The sequence below is a fragment of the Streptomyces sp. NBC_01465 genome (genome assembly GCF_036227325.1).
Classification (GTDB): Bacteria; Actinomycetota; Actinomycetes; order Streptomycetales; family Streptomycetaceae; genus Streptomyces.
This window is the reverse complement of record NZ_CP109467.1, coordinates 8,092,701-8,114,650: the sequence shown is the minus strand read 5'-3', so window position 1 is coordinate 8,114,650 and position 21,950 is coordinate 8,092,701. Positions and strand designations below refer to the sequence as shown.

Sequence of the window (21,950 nt, the reverse complement as noted above, 5' to 3'; positions counted from 1 at the left end):
CGTGCAAGAGACACTGCAGACACTCGTCGGAGGCCTCAGTCTCGGGGCCGTCTACGCCCTGGTCGCCATGGGATTCTCCCTCGTCTACCGCACCATGGGCCTGGTCAACTTCGCCCACGCCGACATCGCCATGATCGGCGCCTACGCCGCCTCCACCTTCTACCTCACCTCGAAGCTCCCCTTCGCCGTCGCCATGCTGGTGGCGATCGCGGTCACCGCGGCCATCGGGCTGGTCATCGAGCGGGTCCTGCGCCCGCTGGAGAACAAGGACTTCGACCTGATGCTGATCGGCACCATCGGCTTCGGCATCGTCCTCCAGGCCGTCGCCATCCTCATCTGGGGCACCACCGGAAGGGCGGTTCCCTCCCCGCTGCGCTCCGCCCCCCTCGATCTCTTCGGGGTGCGTGTGCGCACATACGACCTCCTCGTCATGGGCGTCGCCGCACTCGCCGTCATCACGCTCGCCTGGTTCCTGGCGCGCACCAAGCGCGGGGCCGCCATGCAGGCCGTCGCCATGGACCACGAGGCCGCCACCGCGGTGGGCATCAACGTCGGCCGCAGCAACGCGCTCGCCTTCGCCATCGGCGCGGGACTTGCCGCGCTGGCCGGCGGTCTGGTCGGACCGATGCTGTACGTCGACGCCTCGCTCGGCGGCGCCCTGGGCATCAAGGGATTCGCCGCGGCCATGCTCGGCGGCTTCGGATCCATCCCCGGCGCCGTCGTCGGGGGCCTCGCCATCGGCGTCCTCGACTCGTACGCCGCAGGGCACTTCCAGGGCTACTCGGTGCTGGTGACGTTCCTCGTCTTCACCGTCGCCATCATGATCCGCCCGACGGGCGTCTTCGGCGAGAGGACGGTGAGCCGCGCATGAGCAGGCGCTACCGGCTCTCCGGACTCGGCGCACTCGCGGTGGCCGGCTGGCTGCTGCCGTACGGTCTGGGCAGCTACACCATCCACGTGGTCAACATCGCAGTGATCTATGCCCTGTTGGCGATGGGAATGGGCCTGGCCATGGGGGTGTCCGGGCAGATCAACCTCGCCCAGGTCGCCTTCTTCGGCGCGGGCGCGTACACCGTCGCCATCCTCACCACCCACTACGGCTACGGATTCTGGGCCGCCGCCGCCCTCGCCCTGCTCGTCACCACGGCCGTAGGACTCCTCGTCGGCATCCCCGCCCTGCGCATGCAGTCCCACTACCTGGGCATCGTCACGCTCGGCCTGGCGCTCGGCTTCATCAACTGGATCACCAACGCCACGATCACCGGCGGCGCCGACGGCATCTCCGGCATTCCGCAGCCCACCCTCCCCGGCATCGACCTCTCCAGCGAATACCTCTACTACTACCTGGAGCTGGTCCTCTTCGCGGTCAGTCTCGGCTTCGGCCTCTTCGTCGTCCGCACCTCACTGGGCAGGCGGCTGCGCGCCATGCGCGACGACCCCCTGGCAGCGGGCGCCATGGGCGCGGAGATCCCGCTGCTGCGCATGACAGCCTTCCTGCTCTCCAGCCTCTACGGGGGACTCGCCGGAGTGCTGTACGCGGGACTCATCCGCTACGTCGCCCCCGAGACCTTCTCCATCGCCAACATGTTCATCCTGCTCGCCATGGTCGTCATCGGCGGCCGGCGTTCACTGGTGGGCTGCGTCGTGGGCGCAGTCGGACTGACCCTGATCCGTGAATGGCTCTCCGACTTCTCCACGTACGCACAGCTCGGATACGGCGTCGTGGTCGTCCTCATGGTCGTCTTCGCGCCCACCGGACTCGCCGGAATCCCCTCCCGTACCGCTGAGTTCGTGAGCCGCCGGCGCGGCCGTGTCGGCGACCGCGCCGAACTCCGCCCCTTCCAGCCCTACGACAGGGCGCCGGCCGCCACCGGCGGCGATCCGCTGCTCGACATCCGCTCCGTGACCAAGGACTTCCGCGGCCTGCGCGCCCTGGACGGTGTCTCGCTCAGCGTCGCCTCCGGAGAGATCCGCGGCATCGTGGGCCCCAACGGCTCAGGGAAAACCACCCTGTTCAACGTGATCAGCGGCTTCAACCGGGCCACCTCAGGCGGGGTGCGCTTCACCGGTACCGACACCACGGCCACCCGCACCTACACACTGAGCCGCCTCGGCATGGCGCGCACCTTCCAGAACCTGCGCCTGTTCGGCCAGTTGACGGTCCGCGAGAACATCCTTGTCGCTCTCGACCGCACCCGCACCCATACGATCTGGCAGTACGCCCTGTGGCAGCCCGGCGTCGTACGCCGCGAGCGCCGGCTGCACCGCGAGGCCCGGGAGACCCTGGAGCGTTTCGGCCTCACCGACTTCGCGGAAGCCGCCCCGAGCTCGCTCCCGTACGGCATCCAGCGCCGCATCGAGATCGCCCGCGCCATGGCCTCACACCCCCGGCTCCTGCTCCTCGACGAGCCGGCCGCCGGACTGAACGGCGAGGAGGTGCAACAACTCGCCCGCATCGTGCGCTCCATCCGCGACAGCGGCACCACGGTGATCCTCATCGAGCACAACATGGGCCTGGTCATGTCCCTGTGCGAGCGCGTCACCGTGCTCTCCAGCGGAAAGATCATCGCGGAGGGCGCCCCGGCCGAGGTGGTCACCGTTCCCGAGGTGATCGAGGCCTATCTCGGCGACTCCGCCCTGTCCCACGTCCCGCTCCCGGAGCCCACCGCCCCGGCCCCGGCGCCCAAGGAGGCAACCCGGTGAACCAGGCGCCCACCGTACGAACAGTCTCCGCGGCTGCGCTCGCCGTCGACGGCCTCTCGGTCCACTACGGAGGCATCTGCGCGGTCCGCTCGATCAGCTTCGACGTGGCCCCCGGCGACTCGGTCGGCATCATCGGAGCGAACGGCGCGGGGAAGACCTCCACGCTCAAAGCGCTGATGGGCCTGGTGCAGCGCAGCGGCGGGCGCGTCACCCTGGGCGAGCACGACCTCACCAGAGTCCGGGCCCGCGACATGGTGCGCCACGGCATCGGCTACGTACCCGAAGGCCGCCATGTCTTCCCCGGCCTGTCCGTGGAGAAGAACCTTCTCCTCGGTGCGTACGCCCGCCGCTGGAACGCCGAGACCCGCGCCACGCTGGAACAGGAGGTGTATGCGCTCTTCCCCGTACTGCGCGAGATGAGCGGACGTCTGGCCGGCGCGCTCTCCGGAGGCCAGCAGCAGATGCTCGCCATCGGCCGCGCCCTGATGGCCAGACCCCGCATTCTGCTGCTGGACGAGCCCTCCATGGGGCTGTCGCCCAAGCTGGTCGGAGAGATCCTCGAAGTGCTGCGACGGCTGCGCGAGGAAGGCCTCAGCCTCCTCCTCGTGGAACAGAACGCCACCCTCACGTTCGGCGCGACCAGCCACTGCCTGGTGATGGAGAACGGCTCCGTCGCCATGACCGGCACCTCGGAGGAACTCAGCAACGACGCCCGCGTCCGCCGTATCTACCTGGGCCTGTGAAGGGAGGTACGGCCATGCCCCAGCCCTCGTATCTCGTCGGTCTGATCGGCTCAGGTATCGGCACGTCCTTCAGCCCCGCGCTCCACGAGCGGGAGGCGGACCGCCAGAACCTGCGCTATCTCTACCGGCTGATCGACATCGAAACCCTGGGTGTCGCCCCCGGCAGAGTCGGTGAACTGGTCCGCTGTGCAAGGGACATGGGCTTCGACGGCCTGAACATCACCCACCCCTGCAAACAGCTCGTCCTGAAGCACCTGGATGCGCTCGCCCCGCAGGCGGAAGAGCTGGGAGCAGTCAACACGGTGGTGTTCGAGGGCGCGCGGTCAGTGGGCCACAACACCGATGTCACCGGATTCGCGGCCTCATTCGACCGATTCCTGCCCGACGCCCGAATTCAGCGGGTCGTTCAGCTCGGAGCAGGCGGAGCGGGCGCGGCCGTCGCCCATGCCCTGCTCGCCCGGGGCTGCGGGCACCTCACCGTCCTGGACACGCTGCCCGGGAAGGCGGCCGGGCTCGCAGCATCCCTCACCCGGCACTTCGGGACAGGGCGTGTGTCCACCGCGGAACCACACCAGCTGACAGCCCTCCTGGCCCACGCCGACGGCCTGGTCCATGCCACACCCACCGGGATGGCCACCCACCCCGGCCTCCCCCTCCGGGCCGAACTGCTCCGACCCCCGCTGTGGGTCGCCGACATCGTGTACCGGCCACTGGAGACGGAACTGCTGCGCACCGCCCGCGCGCACGGCTGCGCCACCCTCGACGGTGTCGGCATGGTCGTCCTCCAGGCTGCCGACGCCTTCAGGCTCTTCACCGGCCACGAACCGGACCGTACGCGGATGTTCACCGACGCCGCCGAGCTCGCCCACGCCACCGAAGGGGAACCCCTGTGCGTACGTCCATCGCCACCGTCTCGCTCAGCGGAACACTGACCGAGAAGCTGTCCGCAGCGGCCCGGGCGGGCTTCGACGGCATCGAGATCTTCGAGAACGACCTCCTCGCCAGCCCCTGCACCCCGGAGGAGATCCGGGAACGCACCGCAGATCTCGGCCTGACCATCGACCTCTACCAACCGCTGCGGGACATCGAAGCCGTGCCCGAGGACGAGTTCGCGCGCAGCCTGCGCCGCGCCGAGCACAAGTTCCGTCTGATGGGGCGGCTGGGAACGGACCTGGCCCTGGTGTGTTCCAACGTCTCACCGCTCGCCGTGGACGATGACGCTCTCGCGGCCCGCCAACTGCACCAACTCGCCGAACTGGCAGCCCAGTACGGCATCCGCATCGCCTACGAAGCACTCGCCTGGGGCCGCCACGTCAGCACGTACGACCATGCCTGGCACATCGTCGAAGCCGCCGACCACCCCGCCCTCGGAGTCTGTCTCGACAGCTTCCACATCCTCGCCCGGGGCAGCGACCCCAAGGGCATCGAGTCGATCCCCGGCGAGAAGATCTTCTTCCTGCAACTGGCAGACGCCCCGCTGATGCAGATGGACGTACTCCAGTGGAGCAGGCACCACCGCTGCTTCCCCGGCCAGGGCGGCCTCGACCTCACCGGATTCCTCACCCATGTACGGGGCGCCGGATACCGCGGGCCTCTCTCCCTCGAGGTGTTCAACGATGTCTTCCGACAGACCGACGCGGGTCCCACCGCAGTCGATGCCCAGCGCTCGCTGCGCCTGCTTCAGGAGAGCACCGGGGTCCGGCCACCGTCCGCTGCCGCGGTGGAGCCCACCGGGTTCGCCTTCGCCGAACTCCTCACCGGCGATGCCGAACCGGCATCAGCACTTCTTCACGCGCTCGGCTTCGCCCGCACTGCCAGGCATCGCGGCAAGCCGGTGGACCTCTGGGAACAGGGCGGGGCCCGCATCCTGCTCAACACCGCCTCCGACAGCGGGCGCGCCACGCTCTCCCTGACAGCGATCGGCCTGGAATCCCCGGATCCTGCCGCAGCGGCGCTGCGCGCCGAATCCCTGCTGGCGCCCGTACTGCCACGCCGCCGCGCCCCCGGCGACGCCCCCCTCGACGCGGTCGCGGCACCCGACGGCACCGAGATCTTCTTCTGCGCGCCTCCCGAGCCCGAAACCCCAGGCTGGACGGACGACTTCGCGCCGGTCCCGCATGAAAGCCCCGCAGGAACGGACGTCCACGGCATCGACCACATCGCCCTCACCCAGCCCTGGCTCAGGTTCGACGAAGCAACGCTCTTCCAGAGCGGCGTGCTCGGGCTGCTCCCGCACGAGAGCGTGGACGTCGCCGACCCCTACGGCCTGCTCCGCAGCCGCGCCGTGACCAACACCGACGGCAGCGTGCGCATCGCCCTCGCCGTCGGACCCGCCCCGGAGCACGAAACCGGCGGAGCACAGCACGTCGCGCTCGCCACCGCCGACATCCTCGCGGCCGCACGCCGTTTCCGTGACGCGGGAGGCGAGTTGCTGACCGTACCCGCGAACTACTACGACGACCTCGCCGCACGCCATGAGTTCGGCGACGCCGAGCTGGAGACCCTTCGCGAGCTCGGCATCCTGTACGACGAGGACACCAGCGGCACTTTCCGGCACTGCTACACGCGGACAGTCGGCCGCGTGTTCTTCGAACTCGTCCAGCGCGACGGCGACTACCGCGGCTACGGCGCCCGAAACGCACCCGTACGACTCGCCGCGCAGCACGCACAGCATTGAATCGTTGCTGGGCTGCGCGCCACCGCTCCGATTTGACCGGAGGGTACCTCCGTTTTATGCTCGAGAGCATACGGAGGCAGCATCCGTTTTGATGCGTGCCCGTACTCACCGGAGAGCAGGAGGACGCATGGCCGCCGGCGGACACCAGGGGCGCAAGCCCCGTGCGGACGTCCAGCGCAACCGCGCGACTCTCCTCGAGACCGCGCAGCGCCACTTCCTGCGGCACGGGGTCGGCACCTCCCTGGAGGCGGTGGCCAAGGAGGCGGGAGTCGGGCCCGGCACCCTGTACCGGCACTTCCCCACCCGGGAAGCACTGCTCGCGGCCGTGCTGCAGACCCGCTCCGAGGAACTCGTCGCCCGCCAGGCGGACATCGAGCAACTCGGCGACCCGGCCGAGGCGTTGGAACAGTGGCTGCGGGCAATGGAGGAGTACCTCAGCGCCTACAGCGGCCTTCCGGAACCGCTCATGGCCGCGACCCGGGCGCAGGATCCGGACAGCCCACTCACGATTCCCTGCGACACCCTCATCACCGCCACCGACCAATACGTGCGAGCGGCGCAGCGCGCCGGGCACGTGCGGGCATCGGTGCAGGGGTACGACCTGTTCCTCGCGGCCTGTTCCGTTGCCTGGATCAAGGGCACCGGCACCGACGAGGAGTCGCTCGGCCGGCTCCGCACGCTCCTCGCGAGCGGCTACCGCGAACACAACGCCCAGGCGTAACCGCCGCACGATCCGGTCCGGCCGCAGCCATCACATGGCGCCACCTTCACAGGTGGCGCAGCACAACCCAGCAAAGGACACATCATGAAAATAACGGTCATAGGCGCCGGTGCCATCGGCGGGAACCTCGCCTCCAAGCTCAGCACGGCCGGTCACGAGGTCCTGGTGGCCAACGCCCGTGGCCCCGAGACCGTGGCGGCCGAGGTGCTGGAGTCCGGAGCCCGCGCGGTGGCCCTTGAGGACTCGGTCCAGGGCAGGGACGTGATCGTCCTCTCGATCCCGTTCGGCGTGGCGGGCCAGCTGTCAGACCTGTTCGCATCGGTGCCCGACGAGACCGTGGTCATCGACACCTCGAACTACTACCCGGGCATGCTCAGCGAGCCGATCGAGGCGGTGGACAACGGCCAGGTCGAGAGCGTGTACACCGCCGAGCTGCTCGGCCGCCCCGTCGTCAAGGCATGGAACGCCGCACTGGCCGAAACCCAGCGCACGAAGGGCGTCCCGGCGGGAACCCCCGGCCGGATCGCCATCCCCGTCGCCGGTGACTCCGACGCGGCGCGGAAGGTGGCCATGAGCCTGGTGGACGACACCGGCTTCAACCCCTACGACGCCGGCGCACTGGCCGAATCCTGGCGCCAGCAGCCCAACGGCCCCGCCTACTGCACCGAGTTGACCATCGACGAGCTGCCCGCGGCCCTGGCAGCAGCCGACCGCGACAAGGACACAGCCATCCGCGACAGCCTCCCGCAACGCTTCGCCGCCCTCCCGGCCAACCCCACCGTCGACGACGTCGTCGAGATGAATCGCGCAGCCCACCGCTGAACCACGCCCTGGCGAGGCCACCGGGCAGTCACGCAATGTCCTACCCCTGCCGCTTCCCTCTGCGCCGCTCAGCCACCGCCACGGCGGTGGACATGGACGGCCAGCAGCCATCTTCTGTCGCCAACAGGGCAGGAGATCTCGCCGGCGGTGCCGAGCCGGTCGATGGCCCGGCCCGTTGCGGCCTGGCCGCGGTCGAGTCCTCCGGGGGCACGTTGGCTCCCCCATGGCTGCTCCGGAGCGGGGATACGCATGGCTCGTCACTCGTTCGAGTCTGAGATCCCACAAGCCACTTCGCTTCAGTGCATGGCGGCGTAGCTTCGGGTGGTTGGCTCGGGCCCCGGTCCCTGGTGAGGGCTTTCACGTCCCACCCATTCGTGCACCTCTCCAGGGATCGAGGGCGTCATGCCCAACCCTCCGCGCACATCACTACTCGACACCCAAAGTCGTGGACCCGGTGTCGTCGCCACGCTGCACGGCGAGATTGATCTGCTGACGGCGCCGGCGCTCGGCGCCCTTCTGGCGCCACTGACCGCGTGCGTTCGGCCGGATGTTCTGGTCGACCTGAGGCAGGTCGCCTTCATCGACGGAACGGGCCTCGCGGTCCTCGCGGTTGCCCGCAATGCCGCTTCGGCGCACGACGGGCGCCTTCGTTTGATCTGCACGCACCCCCTCACCCTGTGGATCTTGCATCATCCTGCGCTGGGACTCGACTTCGATGTCCTCGAGGGCCTCCCTGCAGCAGCTTGATCAGGCAGGGAAGGAGTGCCGTGGGAAGGGGTCCTGCTCAAGGGGCGGGCAGGGGCCGAGGGCACGAGGTCAGACCAAAGCCGGGCGCCTTGCCCACGACTGGGCGCACCACGCCTCGCTCGACGCGGGAGGTGATCTGGCGGAGCGGGTCTATGCCGGCGCGCCCGCCCTACGCCATCGAGACGACGACCTTGCCGGCCTTCGCCCGGCCCTTCTCGACGTACTCCATGGCCTGGAGGGTCTCGTCGAACGGGAAGACGCGATCGACGAGGGGGCGGATCTTCCCGGTGTCGATGAGGGGGGTGAGTTCGCGCAGCTGGACGCCGCTGGCCTTCATGAACAGGAAGGAGTACGTCACGCCGAGGCGCTTGGCCTGACGCCGGGTCCTGGCACTGAGCGCGGTCATGGCCAGGCGAAGAACCGGGTTCGCGCCGAGTTCGCGGGCGAAGGCCGGGTCGGGCGGGCCCGCGACGCTGATGGCGATGCCGCTGGGCTTGAGTACACGCAGGGATTTGGCGAGATTGTCGCCGCCGAGGCTGTCGAGGACGACGTCGTACCCGTCGAGGAGCTCCTCGAAGTCCTGGGTGCGGTAGTCGATGACCTCGTCCGCGCCGAGGTCCCTGACCAGGTCGACCTTGGCGGTGCTCACGGTGGTGGCCACGTGCGCGCCCAGCGCCTTGGCCAGCTGGACGGCGATGGAACCGAGGCCGCCGGCACCCGCATGGATGAGGACTTTCTGGCCCGACTGTACGTGGGCCCGCTCGGCCAGGGCCTGCCACGCGGTCAGGGCGACCAGGGGAAGGGAGGCGGCCTCGGGCATGGTGAGCGTGGCCGGTTTGAGTGCCAGGTCGTCCTGGTGGACAGAGACGAGTTCGGCGAAGGTGCCGATGCGGTCCTTGTCGGGCCGGGCGTAGACATCGTCGCCGACCGCGAAGCGGGTGACGGACGCTCCGACTTGGGCGACCGTACCGGCGAGGTCGTTGCCCAGGACGAGCGGGAGACGGTAGGGCATGAACGCCTTGAAGTCGCCATTGCGGATCCTGATGTCCAGCGGGTTGACGCCCGCCGCGTGGATCTTGACCAGGACGTCGTCGGGCCCCACCTGCGGGTCGGGTACCTCGGCGGCGCGCATGGTGGTCGCGTCACCGTACTTCTCGACCAGGAAAGCCCTCATCGTCGTCTCCGTTCCATGTCCCGTCCGTGGAAGGACGAGGTCTCCGCTCACCCCGGGCTTCTCCCAGTACGAGCTAGTTTGTGTTGTTCTTCTGGGTGCGGCGCGGGCGCACTGCACCCTCGTCCGCGTCCGGCGATCAGGCCACTGGCACGATCCGGTCGGCCGCGCCTCCCTGCAGGGTCGCGCTGGGGTGGAGAGAGGTGAGCGTCAGCCCGCGTTCGGCTGGGGTGCCCCGGACAGGCTCTGCTTGACGTACCGGCTGGTCTCGTCGGCGAGGATCTCGGGCAGGCCGGTCTCGATGCCGTGCAGGGCCTGGGCTGCGACGTCGGCGGCGGCGACCTTCTGTTCGGCGGGCACGCCGGCGGCCATGTCGGTGTCCATGTAGCCGACGTGCAGCGCCGAGACGGCGATGCCGCGCGGTGCCAGCTCCTCACGGGTCGCGTCGCTCAACGCCCAGGCGGCGGCCTTGGAGGCCGCGTAGGAGCCGAGGCCGGCCGGGTGGAACCAGGACAGGGCGGACAGGACGTTGAGTACGGAGCCGCCGCCGTTGCTCTCGATGACGGGGGCGAAGGCCCGGGTGGCGGCAAGCGGGCCGAAGAAGTTGGTCTCCATCTCGCGACGTACCTCGTCCAGGTCGCCGCCGATCAGCGTTGCGCCGGTGGAGATGCCCGCGTTGTTGATCAGCAGCGTCGCATCGGAGGCGATGCGGGCGGCCTCCCGTATCGACTCCGGGTCCGTCACGTCGAGGCGCAGCGGGGTGACGCCCGGCAGGTCGACCGTCTCGGGGCGGCGGGCCGCCGCATAGACCTTCGCGCCGCGCTCGACGAGCTGGGCGGCCAGGTGCCTTCCGAGTCCCCGATTGGCTCCGGTGACGACCGCGACCGCGTTCTTGAGTTCCATGCCTGCTCCTGGTCCTGGCGGGTGCCGTCGGCCGCCCGCAACACGTTAGATTACGACTCCAATCTAAACACGGGCCTATGATAGATGCCAGTCGACATCCAAACGGGAGGTGGTCATGAGCCGCGTATCGCAGGCACAGGCGGAGGAGAACCGAAGGCGGGTGGTGGATACGGCATCGCGGCTGTTCCGGGAGCAGGGCACCCACGTCAGCGTCGCCGACCTGATGAAGGCGGCCGGTCTGACCCACGGCGGCTTCTACAAACAGTTCGCCTCCAAGGAGGCGCTCGTCGACGAAGCCACGGCCCATGCCTTCGATGAGCGCGCTCGGCGCTACGCGGTCGAGCTCCAGCGGTACGACGGGCGGCGGGATGCCGCTCAGCGGACCCTGATCGACGCCTACCTCTCCGTCGAACACCGTGACGACGCGGCGGACGGCTGCCCGGTCGCAGCCCTCGCCGTCGACGTCGCACGCGGGGGTGAGGATCGCGAGGCCCGCCGCGTCTACACGCAGGGCGTGGTCGACTTCGCCGCGTTCCTCGCCTCCGTCGGGGACGAGGAAGGGGACGCGGGCGGGGACGGTACCGCCCGGCTGTGCACTTTGTTCGGCGCGCTGGTCCTGTCCCGGGCCACCAAGGGCTCCCCGCTCTCCGAGGAGATCCTCGCCGCCGCGCACGCGGCCCTGACGGAAGCCGGCTGACCGCGCCCCGCCGGCCGTAGCGCTGCCGATGGGGGCGTCGCCACCCTTGTGGCCCACCCCGACAGTCAAAACAGTAGATCAGGCCCGGCACTGAGAAATCAGTACCGGGCCCGATACGCGTCAGGGGCCGTTCTGGGAGCGGCCAGGCTCTTGGCGAGGCCATCGAGGACGTCTGGTCCGCAAACGCGTGTCGAGACGGGTTACGGCTCACGGAAACGCTCCCCGTCTCGTTTCCTCAGGACAAGAACGGCAGGGGGAATGGTGCGGCAGCAGGTAAGCGTGGTGCTCAGCGCGTGGTGGGACACCTGGGGCAGAACCAGCCGAGGCAGACGACCAGTTCGTCGTCGGTTGCACTGTCGCCCCGATGTTCGGCCAGTTCGCGCAGGACAGCGCGCGGGACTGCTGCGGCCGACAACAAGCTGGCTGCCTGGATGCCCTCGCCCATGCCATTGGTGACCCCCGCACGGGTGCCGTATGGCGGAGTTAGACCCCGGCCGACGGGGCAGAAGTACGGTTCACGAGACCAGAACTTGTCCTCGACGGGAGTTCAGCACATGGGTCAGCTCTATGTCATGGAACGGCGAACCGACCGCGTGCAGCGGACGACCCACCCAGCCACGGCGACCCAGGCGCGCGAGGACATGCGTGAGTTCTTCGCCGAGCTGTCACCCGCCCCCACGCCCGAGTGCCTGGACAACGCCGTTCTGGTGGTCTCCGAGCTGGTCACGAACGCACTGCGGCACGCGGGAGGGCTCACCGCTCTGCGACTGGCCGCGGACCGCACCACGCTGGAGATCACCGTGCGCGACCCCAGCCGCGCCACGCCGCGCGAGCGCTCGCCGGACCTCACCGGGGCCAGGGGCGGATTCGGCTGGCCCCTGGTCCGCTTCCTCGCACGTACGGTTACGATCAGCCGCTGCCCCCAAGGCGGAAAGAACGTACGCGCCGTCCTCACCCGCTGACGCGGCCGGGCGGCCACACGGGGCGGCACGCAGCGGGTACGGCGGTGACAGCCAGAGAGCCTGTGTGCGGCATCGCTCCGCCATGGGGTCCGTCGGCCGACGGCTCCACCCACCGGCCGGAGCCGGCGCGGCTGGCCGAGTTCCCCCTTCGGGCCGGCCCACCCCCACGCGCTTCGACCGAGAGATGCCCCAGAGTCAGATCGGCGAGGAACTCGGCGTCTCTCGGATGCAGATCTCCCGGCTCCTCTCCATGCCGTGACCAAGCTCCGCACCGGAACGTCAACGGAGGACAGCACCCCAGCCCAGTCCTGAACCGCCTCAGCCGCAACGTACAGAGCGCTCCCCTCGACCCGCATCACCCGGCCCCGGCGACACTCGTATGGGCGCGCGTCCGAGCCTCCATGGCGGGAAGGGGACGCTGATGAAGATGCTCACCACCCTGGAATGCGCCATGGAGCGTTGGACCGATGCCCTGTGGGCGCTGATGATGCCGCCCGTACGGAAACAAGCGGAAGTGGCGGACGCGCTCCGTCGGCAATGCGATGACCGCGCCCTGATCCTGGACCGCCGGCGCACTGTGGTGCCCAATGCCTTCGTCGTCGAGCTTCCTGCCGAAACGCACAGCCAACTCGGGCCGAGCGAAAGCCAAGTGGTGATCCAACTCGCGCGAGGGGTGCGCCGCTACGCGGCAGAGCAGGGGTACACCTTCGCCGGACCCGTGGCAGTGCGTCTCGCCGCAGCCCACGGCGCCGACGTCGGCCGCTTCCGCGTACGAAGCCGCATCGCACCCGCACAAGGTGAGCCGCGGGTCCGGGCCGTTTCAGGTTGAGGTCGTGGGTTTTGCCGCTTCGGCGGTGCGGTGATGTTCGGCGTTGATACGCCGTGCTTCCTCGAGCTGGTCCTCGAGGATGACGATCCGGCAGGCGGCCTCGATAGGCGTGCCCTGGTCCACGAGTTCCCGGGCGCGGGCAGCGATGCGCAACTGGTAGCGGGAGTAGCGGCGGTGGCCGCCCTCGGAGCGGAGCGGGGTGATGAGGCGGGCTTCGCCGATGGCGCGGAGGAAGCCCTGGGTGGCGCCGATCATCTCGGCGGCCCGGCCCATGGTGTAGGCGGGGTAATCGTCGTCATCGAGACGGCCGAACGAATCGTCTGCTGTCATTTGCACCTCTCTGTGGAACGCGTGGAGGGGCCTTGGTGCCATATGGCACCAAGGCCCCGAAGGAACTGCTACACCATCTGCCGGCCCTCGTACTGCACCGGCCTTCTGTATCCGCATGCCCACCCGGGAGAGGGCGGGAACTGCGGGGATCGCGGTTGCTTGACCGGAGACCACCTCACTATCGATGTCCTGCGGTACCCGGGCTCAGCGATTCCGCCCGGGCGATCCTGATGGCGCTCAACTCCTCCGTTCTTCCCTCTTGATCAACATTTACCGAAGGGGTACTGCGCACTGCTGGTGATGCGAACTGCTGGTGACCTGAGAAAGCGCCACGCTCCGGCAGCCAGCCCCGTCGCCGCTCCTGCATCCGCTCTGGCTTAGAACCCCACTGCCGAACTTCCCGGTGCGCGCGCCCGCAGCCGACGCCTTCACCGAGGTGCTGCTCACTCAACTTCACTGCCGGGTAATGCACTTGCGGTACTGCGGTACTGCTCGCGGCGGCCCCTGATCACTGCGGGCCACCCGGTCCGGTCGTCAGCCCCGTCGCCGTCCTGCAACAACCCTGGCTTCGAAACTCCACCACCGCACCGCACTGCCAACTTCATCTACTGCGTGTACTGCTGCCTGGCAGTTCGTGTCTGCCAGGCCCTGCGGTCCTTCTTGGCTACGAGAGAAACCATAACCACACCACCGCCCAATGTCTACTCCGGCCGACACAGGTTTCCGCGTGTCCGACAGAGAGGTAATCCAGCCGCGTCGAGCCAAGAGGGCGGGAGGTGGGGCGGACGGCCAGGCAGGAGCGTGACGGAGCGGCTCGATCAGTGCCATCCGGCGTCGGGTCATGCCGGAGGGACAGCGGGCCTGCGGCCTTGACCCCTCCCCGCAGGCCCGTGACATAAGCCGGGAAAGACGCAGGCGCACGTGTCCGTACGGCCCGGGAGCCTCGGCCTCGCAGGCCAGAAAGTCGGTTTCGGAGTCACCCCACCCGCCCATGCGGCGCCCGCCGTCATCACCGACGCGATCTTGCCGTGCCTCGCCTCAACCTCCTCCCGAACGCCGAAGGGGCAAGTCCAGGAGAAGGACAACGACAGAAGGATGACTCAGGAGGCGGACGGCTCGATCTCCCCCGCGAAGACGATGACCTGGTCGATGAGACTCCGTCGCAGATGGACGACATCTGTTCCCGCCAGGCGGGGGCCTCCATCAGGCGTCGTGAAGACCCACTGGTACCGGGCCCACTCGTCAGGCATGTCCACCGCTGAGCAGCGCACCATCGTGCCGGTCCCCGCCGGGTGGCGCCGGATGTCCAGCACGAACCGCTCGACCGCCTCGATCCCCTCACTGCGGCCCAACGGTCCCCAGAAAACCACGTCTGAGGTCAGGGCTTGGGAGAGCAGCGCAGTCACATAGCTGTCGTCCGAGGCGTTGAACGCGGAAATGAACGTGTCGATCGCGGAGCGTGCCGTCTCTTCCTGCATGCCCCAGTAATATCAGTCGTTTCGCGTGCGCTCGTCCTTCCGATCACGGTGAACCATCCCGGTCACAGCACTGGACGCCCAACATGGCACGCATGGCCGCAAGTTCCCTTCCCCCAATGACCGAACCTCACTGCCACAGCACCGGGTCGAGCCGTCAACTCGCTCTCGGATGCAGGCCGTTCGGGAACGGGCGAAACAACTAGCCGGGTGATCCGGCGATGCAGATACGGGTGCACGGGGCCCTCCCCGCCATCAGCCGCGCGTCCTCCAGCCGGTAGCTGCGCTCGTCAGCGGCATGGGCCACGGTCCTGATCCGGCCCGAGGTGATCAGGCCGACTCCCAGGCCATCCGCGCCCACATCCTCCACACACGCCGTCACAGCAGGCGGCAATACCACCGCACGATCGGCGGCACTGGGTCACCCGCCGGGCCGTCGGCCGCAAGACGGTGAGCGCCCGACTTCTCCGGTAGCACCGCAGCACGCTGCCCCAGCAGCTGGCCGGTCGGCGAATATAATCTTCCGCATGTCGAAGCCTGACGAGTTGCTCGTTGACGTCGCCGCCCTGGTGGAATCCGAGCAGAGCAACCAGATGTCCCTGACCGTGGTCACCGGTGGTGCTGTCATCACCGGCCGTCTTGCCCCCGAAGCGGTGTGGAGGCAGAGGGTGTCGGAGGTGCTGACGGACTCGGACCGCCTGGCAGAGTTCTCCGCCGTCTTCGATGCTCCCGTGAAGAGGGACGGGCCGCCTACGCATCTGCACTTCCACGTCGCCCGGATCCTGCAGGGCACGGTGGGGATTCCCGAGACGGGTGGGATGTACCGCGTGGCGATCGAGGACATCAGCACCTGGACCGTGGGCGATTTCAGCTATTCCGACCACTGAGCAGCCACTCGGCACCAACCCTGTTGAGCGCAGTGTGGGCCCGACCGGCATCTACCGGTCGGGCCCACATGACGGTCCAGTCGCCGCGCTGTTCGTGCTTCCCAGCTCAGGCGGGTACGGGAGCGCCGAGCATCGCGGAAGCCTGCTCGAGCGAGGTGAGGTTGTGCACAGGTACGGCAGTGGGGAGGTCGCGGCAGGTGAAGCCGAGTTGCGCCATGGCCCGAAGGACTTCGGCGGCGCTGAAGTCACGGCGGTCCTGGCGCGTGATGACCTGGCCGACTTGCTTGACCGGGTAAAGGCGGCGGCCGATGATCACCGATGCGCCGCTGCCCGGTTCGGGTTTGATGCCCTTCATCGCTTCCAGCACGCCGTTCTTGGTGAGGTCGAAGGGGAAGCGGGCGATGACACAACGCATGTGGCCTCACAGAGACAAGGAGTGAACGGTCCGACCTGGGTGAGCGGCTCAGTGGGAGAGGGAAGGGACGCCAAGGCCGCTTCCTCGCCCCTCGATCGCCGGCAAGATGCCAAGCCGGCGGGAGCGCATCGAGTGGTCGGCATCGGGGGCGACGCTCATGGGCGAGATGGGCGCCCCGTGGTCGCCGATGATGTCGCGCAGGCGGACATGGTCCGTGTAGGCGGAGTGCTCGCGAGCGGCGGTCAGTTCGGCCCGGGTGACCAGGCCGGTGCGCCGGCCGTCCTGGTCGCAGACGACCAGCCGGCCCGTGCGGGCGGCGGTCATGACGGCGAGCGCCACTTCCACGCTCATGTCGTCCCAGACTTGCGGTCCGCCCACGACCCTGGTCTCGGCCGTGTTGTGCGCGGGGCCGGCGCTCGCCGTACGGGGCCGCATCTGAACCAGCGTCAAAAGGTGCCTCCTGCAGAGATGGGTCAGCTTCCTGGTCACGAAGGTTCTAGGCCGCCGCGTCGCTGACGGGCCGGCGTGCGGGTGCGCGCCGCGTTGCCGAAGCGGGGCGGCGTCGGCCTCGGGACGAGGAGGCGCTGCGCTGGGGGCGTTCGGTTACCGGTGCGGTGATGACGACCGGGATGCCGGAGGGGGTCTGGGCGCCGGTGATCCGGCTCAGCGCCTCCTCGCCCGAGCGGACTTGTGTGGTCTGCGGCCGGATTCCGGCGTCCGTCATGAGGCGGACCATGCTCCGGCGCTGGCTGGGTGTGACGAGGGTGACAACGCTGCCGGACTCGCCGGCGCGGGCGGTACGGCCACCGCGGTGGAGGTAGTCCTTGTGGTCGGTGGGCGGGTCTACGTTGACGACGAGGTCGAGGTTGTCGACGTGGATGCCGCGCGCCGCGACGTTGGTCGCCACCAGCACGTTGACGTGGCCCGTCTTGAACTGCGCCAGTGTGCGGGTGCGTTGCGGCTGGGACTTGCCACCGTGCAATGCGGCGGCTCGGACCCCGCTGTTGAGCAGGTCCTGGGTGAGCCGGTCGACGGCGTGCTTGGTGTCCAGGAACATGATCACGCGGCCGTCGCGAGCGGCGATCTCGGTCGTGGCGGCGTGCTTGTCGGCGCCGTGGACGTGCAGGACGTGATGCTCCATCGTGGTGACCGCACCGGCCGACGGGTCGACCGAGTGCACGACGGGGTCGGTCAGGTAGCGGCGTACGAGCAGGTCGACGTTACGGTCCAAGGTGGCGGAGAACAGCATCCGCTGGCCCTCCGGGCGCACCTGGTCGAGCAGCGCGGTGACCTGCGGCATGAAGCCCATGTCCGCCATCTGGTCGGCCTCGTCCAGGACCGTGATGCCCACCTGGTCCAGCCGGCAGTCACCGCGGTCGATGAGGTCCTTGAGCCTGCCGGGCGTGGCGACGATGACCTCGGCCCCGCCTCGCAGCGCGCCGGCCTGGCGGCCGATCGGCATCCCGCCCACCACCGTGGCCAGCCGCAGCTTGACGGAGCGGGCGTACGGCGTGAGCGCATCCGTTACCTGCTGGGCCAGTTCACGCGTCGGTACGAGGATCAGTCCCAGCGGCTGGCGGGGCTCAGCACGCCGCCCAGCAGTGCGGGCCAGCAGAGCGAGGCCGAAGGCGAGGGTTTTCCCGGAGCCGGTGCGTCCGCGGCCCAGGACGTCACGGCCCGCCAGCGAGTTCGGCAGCGTTGCGCCCTGGATGGGAAACGGTGCACTCACGCCCTGCCTGCCGAGTTCGGCCAGCAACTGCGAGGGCATGCCGAGATCGGCGAAGCCCTCAACGGCGGGCAGCGCGGGGGTGATCGTCCTGGGGAGCGCGAACTCACCCTGCACCGCGGCGGGCCGACGGCCGTAACCGCCGGATCGGCGCGGCGCCTGTGAACCGAAGCGGCTGCCACCCCTCCCTGCGTTGGCAGTGCCGTTACTGGTGCGGGCAGAGCGGTCGTTCGTGCGTGTGCGGTTCATGCGGAACCTTCCTCGATGCGGCACATATCAAGGAATTCCCGCAGCAATGAGCCGCGTGGAGAATTACAAGTATGGACCGAAGAAAAAACAAAGCACATCTGGCCGACAGAAAACCATGCGGGCACGGGTGCCGAAATGTGTGACGCAGTAGGGACGTAATATCCGGGCGTCGACTGCGGAGTTGCTTTCAGGATGCGTCTGCACTGCCGAGGGAGAACCCGCACGGGGTGAGACCGCGGATTCCTCCGCGTCGTCCCGCAGGTGAAAGCACCGCGGGAAATGCGTGTAGCTGGGGCCCGCACCCCGAGGGATGCGGGCCCCAGCTACACAGTCAGCGTCAGGCCGGAACGATGTTCTCGGCCGTCGGGCCCTTCTGGCCCTGCGCGATGTCGAAGGTCACCTTCTGGCCTTCGAGCAGCTCGCGGAATCCCTGGGCGGCGATGTTCGAGTAGTGGGCGAACACGTCAGCGCCGCCACCGTCCTGCTCGATGAAGCCGAATCCCTTTTCCGCGTTGAACCACTTCACGGTACCAGCAGCCATGTCATATCTCCTTTGGGGCAGTACATCGGAACCCACACTGCGCGGACACCGTGTCGCCGCGATGATTACCCCGCCCGGAAAATGACCGGAAATACAAAGTGCTCCCACCGGAAAAAACCGGGTGGGGGCACTTGAAGCTTTGGGAACCACAACTGCAACTGAGATGGACAGTAGCACGCTGCAACGACCTGCGTGCGTTGCGCAATTCCATTCCGCTCACCACGGCATAAACTCTCACTGCGCGTTCCATCAAACCTTGATCTCTCGGGCACAGATATTGGTTCACCCGGAGTGCAATGTTTCCGAAGAGTCGCACGTCCCGGTTCATCCGCCGAGCGGTGGGGGCAGTCTCGACCCGACGCGCGCTGCGGTCTCCCGCAGCCAGATATGAGCGGCGTCGTGCGTGTGGACCGGGTGCCACCACAGGGCCTCCTGCAGGGGCACAGCCTCGTAGGGAGGTTCCACGACGCGGACGGCGGCGATGGGTGCGAGCAGTCGGGCGAGCCGGGCCTGGACCATGGCGATGCGCCGGGTGCCGGCCACCAGCTGCGGCAGCAGCTGGAAGCTGTCGACGGACACCTCCACGCGCGGCTCGACGCCAAGCATCCCGAGCTGGCGCACGGCGGGCGCGTCGTAGGTGCGTTGGTAGGTGACCCAGGGCAGTTCCGCGAGGTCTTGTCGAGTGAGTCCGTCCGAGATGGTCGGATGGTCGTCGGCGACCACGAAGACCCAGCGGTCGTCGTAGAGATCGGTGGCGGGGAAGTCGCTGATGACACCGTGCGGCATGAGCAGTCCGTCGACGGTGCTGAGCAGCGTGGCGGTGTCGTCCACCACGGTGGGCGGCGTCTGCGCGAACCGCAGCCGAATGCCAGGGGCCTCCTCGTGGACAACGCGGGCGAGTTCGGCGCCGAAGACGGCGACGGCGTAGTCGGAAGCCACCAGCTTGAACTCGCGGCTCTCATGTGCCGGGTCGAACGTGGCCTGGCTGGAGAAGAGCCGTTCGATGACGTCGTAGGCGGTGGAGGTGCGGTCGAGGAGAACCTGCCCGAGGGCGGTGAGTTCGTAGTGTCCACCGACGCGGGCGAGCAGGTCGTCGTCGAAGTGGCGGCGCAGCCGGGAGAGGGCGGCGCTCATGGCGGGTTGGCTCAGTCCGACGCGCTGCCCGGCACGGGTGACGTTGCGCTCCTCCAGCAGGGCACGCAGGGCCACGACGAGGTTGAGGTCCAGGCGGGCCAGATTCACGTTCTTCCCCCTTGCTGTACGGCGCCGGTACGGCGCTGACCAGGAGAAATCCATCGAGTGGATAGCTTCCATCCATGCAATCTATTTCCCTGATCGTTGGTGGCGGGTCCAGATTAGTCCCACCGCAATCAGGAGGACATGTCCGTGAAACCCGCTCCCGCATCCGCGCCCTTCGCCGGCCCGTTCGCCCTCGCGACACTCTCGGCCCCGGACAGCCCGGCGTTCCCCGCCCTGGTCACGGCCGACGAGCGCGTCGTCGACCTGCGCGACGCCCTCGGCGACGAGCAGTTGACCGTCCGCCGCCTCCTGGAGGACTGGCCGGCGGTACTGCCCCGCCTGCGGTCGCTGGCCGACGACGATTCCGTAGAACGCAGCCCGCTGGCGCAGTTCCGGGTACACGCTCCCGTCGAACCGCGGCAGGTCTTCCAGTCCGGCGCCAACTACCGGCAGCACGTCATCGATCTGCATGTGGCACACCGCGCGCCCGGTGACGACCGGCCGGAGGACGAACGGCGCGCCGAGGCGGCGGAGATCATGGACCGGCGGGCGCAGGAGGACCTGCCGTACGTCTTCATCGGCCTGCCGAGCGCGATCACCGGACCCTACGACGACGTCGTACTCCCCGAATGGGCCGAAAAGCCGGACTGGGAACTGGAGTTGGCGGCCGTGATCGGCCGCCCCGCGCACCAGATCTCCATCGACGCGGCGCTGGAGTACGTCGCCGGGTACACGATCGCCAACGATCTCACCGACCGCGCGACCGTCTTCCGCCGGGACATGCCGCAGATCGGCACCGACTGGCTGCGCAGCAAGAACGCGCCGGGGTTCACCCCGCTCGGCCCGTGGATCGTGCCCGCCGAGTCGATCGCCGGCCCCGGCGACCTGCGCCTGGTGCTGAAGCTGAACGGCGAGACCATGCAGGACGAGTCCACCAAGGACATGATCTTCAACGTGGCGCGGATGGTGTCCTACGCCTCACAGTCCGCTCAACTCCTCCCCGGCGACCTCGTGTTGACGGGTTCCCCGGCCGGGAACGGCATGCACTGGGGGCGCCTGCTGCGCGACGGAGACGTGATGGACGGCTCTGTCACCGGGCTCGGTGCACAGCGCACCCGCTGCGTGGCTGAGGTGGCGTCGTGACGGCTCCGGACCGGACCGACCCGGAAGGCGCGATCGCCGAGGCCGCCAAGGCGTACTCGAACTGGGGGCGTTGGGGCGAGGACGACCGTATCGGCACCCTCAACTTCATCGACGAGGCCAAGCGCCGCGAGGGCGCCGCGCTGGTGCGGCGGGGCGTCAGCTTCTCCCTCTCGCAGCGCTTCGACATGGACGGGCCACAGAAGGGCTGGCGGCGCCGGACCAACCCCGTGCACACGATGCTCGACACCGGCACCGATGCCGCCCTCGGCAACCAGGGCTTCCCGCACGGGATCGGCGGCGCCGACGACGTGATCGCCATGCCGCTGCAGTGCTCGACGCAGTGGGACGGGCTCGGCCACATCTTCGACCACGGCAGGGCGTGGAACGGCCGCCCGGCCGAAACGGTCGTCACCTCCGACGGTGACCTGGTCACCGGCATCGAGCACATGGCCCCGTACGTCGCCGGGCGCGGCGTCCTTCTCGACGTGGGTCAAGTGGTGGGCGAGGACGGCGAGTTGCCGGACGGTTTCGCGATCACCGAGGAGCATCTGAGCGCGACCGCCGACGCCCACGGGGTGCGGATCGGGCGCGGCGACATCGTGGTGGTACGCACCGGTCAGCTCGCGCGGGCCCGGCGCGACGGCTGGGGCGAGTACGCAGGCGGCTCGGCCCCCGGCCTCTCCTTCACCACCGCCGGCTGGCTGCACCGCACCGAGATCGCCGCGATCGCCACCGACACCTGGGGCTTCGAGGTCCGCCCGAACGAGTTCGAGCACGCCTTTCAGCCGCTGCACCAGGTCGCCATCCCCAACATGGGCCTGCTCATCGGCGAGATGTGGGACCTGGACGCGCTCGCCGCCGACTGCGCACGCGACGGTGCGTACGACTTCTGGCTCACCGCCGCTCCCCTGCCGATCACCGGCGCCGTCGGCTCCCCGGTCAATCCGATCGCCGTCAAGTAGCACGCCCC

At 68.8% G+C, this 21,950-nt stretch carries 25 protein-coding genes; 15 read left to right on the top strand and 10 right to left on the bottom strand.

What is annotated here, in order from left to right:
• Position 1 precedes the first annotated feature (1 nt).
• From OG707_RS37640 to OG707_RS37605, 8 genes are all read left to right on the top strand, one after another.
• On the top strand, positions 2 to 871 hold the full coding sequence (locus OG707_RS37640; RefSeq protein WP_329126367.1) for a branched-chain amino acid ABC transporter permease: 870 nt from the start codon (positions 2 to 4) through the stop codon (positions 869 to 871).
• Positions 868 to 2,703, top strand: coding sequence for a branched-chain amino acid ABC transporter ATP-binding protein/permease (locus tag OG707_RS37635; RefSeq protein WP_329126366.1), 1,836 nt, complete (start codon positions 868 to 870; stop codon positions 2,701 to 2,703). Before OG707_RS37640 ends, OG707_RS37635 begins: the two co-directional genes overlap by 4 nt.
• Positions 2,700 to 3,446 carry an ABC transporter ATP-binding protein gene (locus OG707_RS37630; RefSeq protein ID WP_329126365.1) on the top strand — a complete coding sequence of 249 codons (747 nt, stop codon included), beginning with the start codon at positions 2,700 to 2,702 and terminating at the stop codon, positions 3,444 to 3,446. Before OG707_RS37635 ends, OG707_RS37630 begins: the two co-directional genes overlap by 4 nt.
• A 14-nt stretch (positions 3,447 to 3,460) precedes the next feature.
• The gene (locus OG707_RS37625; protein ID WP_329126364.1) at positions 3,461 to 4,378 is read left to right on the top strand and encodes a shikimate dehydrogenase; all 918 of its coding nucleotides are present in this window, start codon (positions 3,461 to 3,463) and stop codon (positions 4,376 to 4,378) included.
• Entirely contained in the window at positions 4,336 to 6,123 is a 1,788-nt protein-coding gene (locus OG707_RS37620; RefSeq protein WP_329126363.1) for a bifunctional sugar phosphate isomerase/epimerase/4-hydroxyphenylpyruvate dioxygenase family protein, read from the top strand. The genes OG707_RS37625 and OG707_RS37620 overlap by 43 nt, the downstream gene beginning before the upstream one ends.
• Positions 6,124 to 6,250: 127 nt before the next feature.
• Positions 6,251 to 6,844, top strand: a complete 594-nt coding sequence (locus tag OG707_RS37615) for a TetR/AcrR family transcriptional regulator (protein WP_329126362.1) — start codon at positions 6,251 to 6,253, stop codon at positions 6,842 to 6,844.
• Between the two features lie 84 nt (positions 6,845 to 6,928).
• Positions 6,929 to 7,666 carry an NADPH-dependent F420 reductase gene (locus OG707_RS37610; protein WP_329126361.1) on the top strand — a complete coding sequence of 246 codons (738 nt, stop codon included), beginning with the start codon at positions 6,929 to 6,931 and terminating at the stop codon, positions 7,664 to 7,666.
• 402 nt (positions 7,667 to 8,068) lie between these two features.
• Positions 8,069 to 8,413 carry an STAS domain-containing protein gene (locus tag OG707_RS37605; protein WP_329126360.1) on the top strand — a complete coding sequence of 115 codons (345 nt, stop codon included), beginning with the start codon at positions 8,069 to 8,071 and terminating at the stop codon, positions 8,411 to 8,413.
• Positions 8,414 to 8,582: 169 nt separating this feature from the next.
• On the opposite strand, the gene OG707_RS37600 is transcribed toward OG707_RS37605, so the two are convergent.
• Together OG707_RS37600 and OG707_RS37595 are read right to left on the bottom strand one after the other, a co-directional pair.
• Positions 8,583 to 9,587: an NADP-dependent oxidoreductase gene (locus tag OG707_RS37600; protein WP_329126359.1), complete on the bottom strand. Its 1,005-nt coding sequence runs from the start codon at positions 9,585 to 9,587 to the stop codon at positions 8,583 to 8,585.
• A 207-nt stretch (positions 9,588 to 9,794) separates the two neighbouring features.
• On the bottom strand, positions 9,795 to 10,487 hold the full coding sequence (locus OG707_RS37595; protein WP_329126358.1) for an SDR family oxidoreductase: 693 nt from the start codon (positions 10,485 to 10,487) through the stop codon (positions 9,795 to 9,797).
• Between the two features lie 115 nt (positions 10,488 to 10,602).
• Between OG707_RS37595 and OG707_RS37590 the strand changes: the two genes are divergently transcribed.
• The 4 genes from OG707_RS37590 to OG707_RS37575 all read left to right on the top strand — a co-directional run bounded on the left by OG707_RS37590 (position 10,603) and on the right by OG707_RS37575 (position 12,975).
• Complete coding sequence (locus OG707_RS37590) at positions 10,603 to 11,184, top strand: TetR/AcrR family transcriptional regulator (protein WP_329126357.1); 582 nt, start codon at positions 10,603 to 10,605, stop codon at positions 11,182 to 11,184.
• Between the two features lie 554 nt (positions 11,185 to 11,738).
• Entirely contained in the window at positions 11,739 to 12,146 is a 408-nt protein-coding gene (locus OG707_RS37585) for an ATP-binding protein (protein ID WP_329126356.1), read from the top strand.
• A gap of 82 nt (positions 12,147 to 12,228) precedes the next feature.
• Entirely contained in the window at positions 12,229 to 12,405 is a 177-nt protein-coding gene (locus OG707_RS37580) for a sigma factor-like helix-turn-helix DNA-binding protein (protein ID WP_329128186.1), read from the top strand.
• A 162-nt stretch (positions 12,406 to 12,567) separates the two neighbouring features.
• Positions 12,568 to 12,975 (top strand): DUF3662 domain-containing protein, encoded by a 408-nt coding sequence (locus OG707_RS37575; protein WP_329126355.1) that lies wholly within the window; start codon positions 12,568 to 12,570, stop codon positions 12,973 to 12,975.
• On the opposite strand, the gene OG707_RS37570 is transcribed toward OG707_RS37575, so the two are convergent.
• The 3 genes from OG707_RS37570 to OG707_RS37560 all read right to left on the bottom strand — a co-directional run bounded on the left by OG707_RS37570 (position 12,967) and on the right by OG707_RS37560 (position 15,141).
• Positions 12,967 to 13,305, bottom strand: a complete 339-nt coding sequence (locus tag OG707_RS37570) for a helix-turn-helix domain-containing protein (RefSeq protein ID WP_329126354.1) — start codon at positions 13,303 to 13,305, stop codon at positions 12,967 to 12,969. The two genes, OG707_RS37575 and OG707_RS37570, sit on opposite strands and share 9 nt — an antisense overlap.
• 1,100 nt (positions 13,306 to 14,405) lie before the next feature.
• Entirely contained in the window at positions 14,406 to 14,783 is a 378-nt protein-coding gene (locus OG707_RS37565) for a nuclear transport factor 2 family protein (protein WP_024757633.1), read from the bottom strand.
• A 199-nt stretch (positions 14,784 to 14,982) separates the two neighbouring features.
• Positions 14,983 to 15,141: a hypothetical protein gene (locus OG707_RS37560; RefSeq protein WP_329126353.1), complete on the bottom strand. Its 159-nt coding sequence runs from the start codon at positions 15,139 to 15,141 to the stop codon at positions 14,983 to 14,985.
• A gap of 166 nt (positions 15,142 to 15,307) precedes the next feature.
• Here OG707_RS37560 and OG707_RS37555 point away from each other — a divergent pair, with 166 nt between their 5' ends.
• Positions 15,308 to 15,667 (top strand): hypothetical protein, encoded by a 360-nt coding sequence (locus OG707_RS37555; RefSeq protein WP_329126352.1) that lies wholly within the window; start codon positions 15,308 to 15,310, stop codon positions 15,665 to 15,667.
• Between the two features lie 106 nt (positions 15,668 to 15,773).
• Here OG707_RS37555 and OG707_RS37550 read toward each other — a convergent pair whose 3' ends face one another.
• The 5 genes from OG707_RS37550 to OG707_RS37530 form a co-directional block, all read right to left on the bottom strand.
• Entirely contained in the window at positions 15,774 to 16,082 is a 309-nt protein-coding gene (locus tag OG707_RS37550) for an SCO5918 family protein (protein ID WP_329126351.1), read from the bottom strand.
• Between the two features lie 48 nt (positions 16,083 to 16,130).
• Positions 16,131 to 16,532 carry a CBS domain-containing protein gene (locus OG707_RS37545; protein ID WP_329126350.1) on the bottom strand — a complete coding sequence of 134 codons (402 nt, stop codon included), beginning with the start codon at positions 16,530 to 16,532 and terminating at the stop codon, positions 16,131 to 16,133.
• Positions 16,533 to 16,578: 46 nt separating this feature from the next.
• Entirely contained in the window at positions 16,579 to 18,057 is a 1,479-nt protein-coding gene (locus OG707_RS37540; protein ID WP_329126349.1) for a DEAD/DEAH box helicase, read from the bottom strand.
• 337 nt (positions 18,058 to 18,394) lie between these two features.
• Positions 18,395 to 18,598 carry a cold-shock protein gene (locus tag OG707_RS37535; protein ID WP_023586116.1) on the bottom strand — a complete coding sequence of 68 codons (204 nt, stop codon included), beginning with the start codon at positions 18,596 to 18,598 and terminating at the stop codon, positions 18,395 to 18,397.
• 324 nt (positions 18,599 to 18,922) lie between these two features.
• Positions 18,923 to 19,840 (bottom strand): LysR family transcriptional regulator, encoded by a 918-nt coding sequence (locus tag OG707_RS37530; protein ID WP_329126348.1) that lies wholly within the window; start codon positions 19,838 to 19,840, stop codon positions 18,923 to 18,925.
• A 138-nt stretch (positions 19,841 to 19,978) separates the two neighbouring features.
• Between OG707_RS37530 and OG707_RS37525 the strand changes: the two genes are divergently transcribed.
• Both OG707_RS37525 and OG707_RS37520 read left to right on the top strand, forming a co-directional pair.
• The gene (locus tag OG707_RS37525) at positions 19,979 to 20,980 is read left to right on the top strand and encodes a fumarylacetoacetate hydrolase family protein (RefSeq protein ID WP_329126347.1); all 1,002 of its coding nucleotides are present in this window, start codon (positions 19,979 to 19,981) and stop codon (positions 20,978 to 20,980) included.
• The gene (locus tag OG707_RS37520) at positions 20,977 to 21,942 is read left to right on the top strand and encodes a cyclase family protein (RefSeq protein ID WP_329126346.1); all 966 of its coding nucleotides are present in this window, start codon (positions 20,977 to 20,979) and stop codon (positions 21,940 to 21,942) included. The genes OG707_RS37525 and OG707_RS37520 overlap by 4 nt, the downstream gene beginning before the upstream one ends.
• Positions 21,943 to 21,950: the final 8 nt, after the last annotated feature.

Bases quoted from the DNA above. Each gene is read 5' to 3' on its own strand.
- OG707_RS37635 (WP_329126366.1), top strand. From the start codon at position 868: ATGAGCAGGCGCTACCGGCTCTCCGGACTCGGCGCACTCGCGGTGGCC.
- OG707_RS37625 (WP_329126364.1), top strand. From the start codon at position 3,461: ATGCCCCAGCCCTCGTATCTCGTCGGTCTGATCGGCTCAGGTATCGGC.
- OG707_RS37615 (WP_329126362.1), top strand. From the start codon at position 6,251: ATGGCCGCCGGCGGACACCAGGGGCGCAAGCCCCGTGCGGACGTCCAG.
- OG707_RS37610 (WP_329126361.1), top strand. From the start codon at position 6,929: ATGAAAATAACGGTCATAGGCGCCGGTGCCATCGGCGGGAACCTCGCC.
- OG707_RS37605 (WP_329126360.1), top strand. From the start codon at position 8,069: ATGCCCAACCCTCCGCGCACATCACTACTCGACACCCAAAGTCGTGGA.
- OG707_RS37600 (WP_329126359.1), bottom strand. From the start codon at position 9,587: ATGAGGGCTTTCCTGGTCGAGAAGTACGGTGACGCGACCACCATGCGC.
- OG707_RS37595 (WP_329126358.1), bottom strand. From the start codon at position 10,487: ATGGAACTCAAGAACGCGGTCGCGGTCGTCACCGGAGCCAATCGGGGA.
- OG707_RS37590 (WP_329126357.1), top strand. From the start codon at position 10,603: ATGAGCCGCGTATCGCAGGCACAGGCGGAGGAGAACCGAAGGCGGGTG.
- OG707_RS37585 (WP_329126356.1), top strand. From the start codon at position 11,739: ATGGGTCAGCTCTATGTCATGGAACGGCGAACCGACCGCGTGCAGCGG.
- OG707_RS37580 (WP_329128186.1), top strand. From the start codon at position 12,229: ATGGGGTCCGTCGGCCGACGGCTCCACCCACCGGCCGGAGCCGGCGCG.
- OG707_RS37575 (WP_329126355.1), top strand. From the start codon at position 12,568: ATGAAGATGCTCACCACCCTGGAATGCGCCATGGAGCGTTGGACCGAT.
- OG707_RS37570 (WP_329126354.1), bottom strand. From the start codon at position 13,305: ATGACAGCAGACGATTCGTTCGGCCGTCTCGATGACGACGATTACCCC.
- OG707_RS37565 (WP_024757633.1), bottom strand. From the start codon at position 14,783: ATGCAGGAAGAGACGGCACGCTCCGCGATCGACACGTTCATTTCCGCG.
- OG707_RS37555 (WP_329126352.1), top strand. From the start codon at position 15,308: ATGTCGAAGCCTGACGAGTTGCTCGTTGACGTCGCCGCCCTGGTGGAA.
- OG707_RS37550 (WP_329126351.1), bottom strand. From the start codon at position 16,082: ATGCGTTGTGTCATCGCCCGCTTCCCCTTCGACCTCACCAAGAACGGC.
- OG707_RS37540 (WP_329126349.1), bottom strand. From the start codon at position 18,057: ATGAACCGCACACGCACGAACGACCGCTCTGCCCGCACCAGTAACGGC.
- OG707_RS37535 (WP_023586116.1), bottom strand. From the start codon at position 18,598: ATGGCTGCTGGTACCGTGAAGTGGTTCAACGCGGAAAAGGGATTCGGC.
- OG707_RS37525 (WP_329126347.1), top strand. From the start codon at position 19,979: ATGTCCGTGAAACCCGCTCCCGCATCCGCGCCCTTCGCCGGCCCGTTC.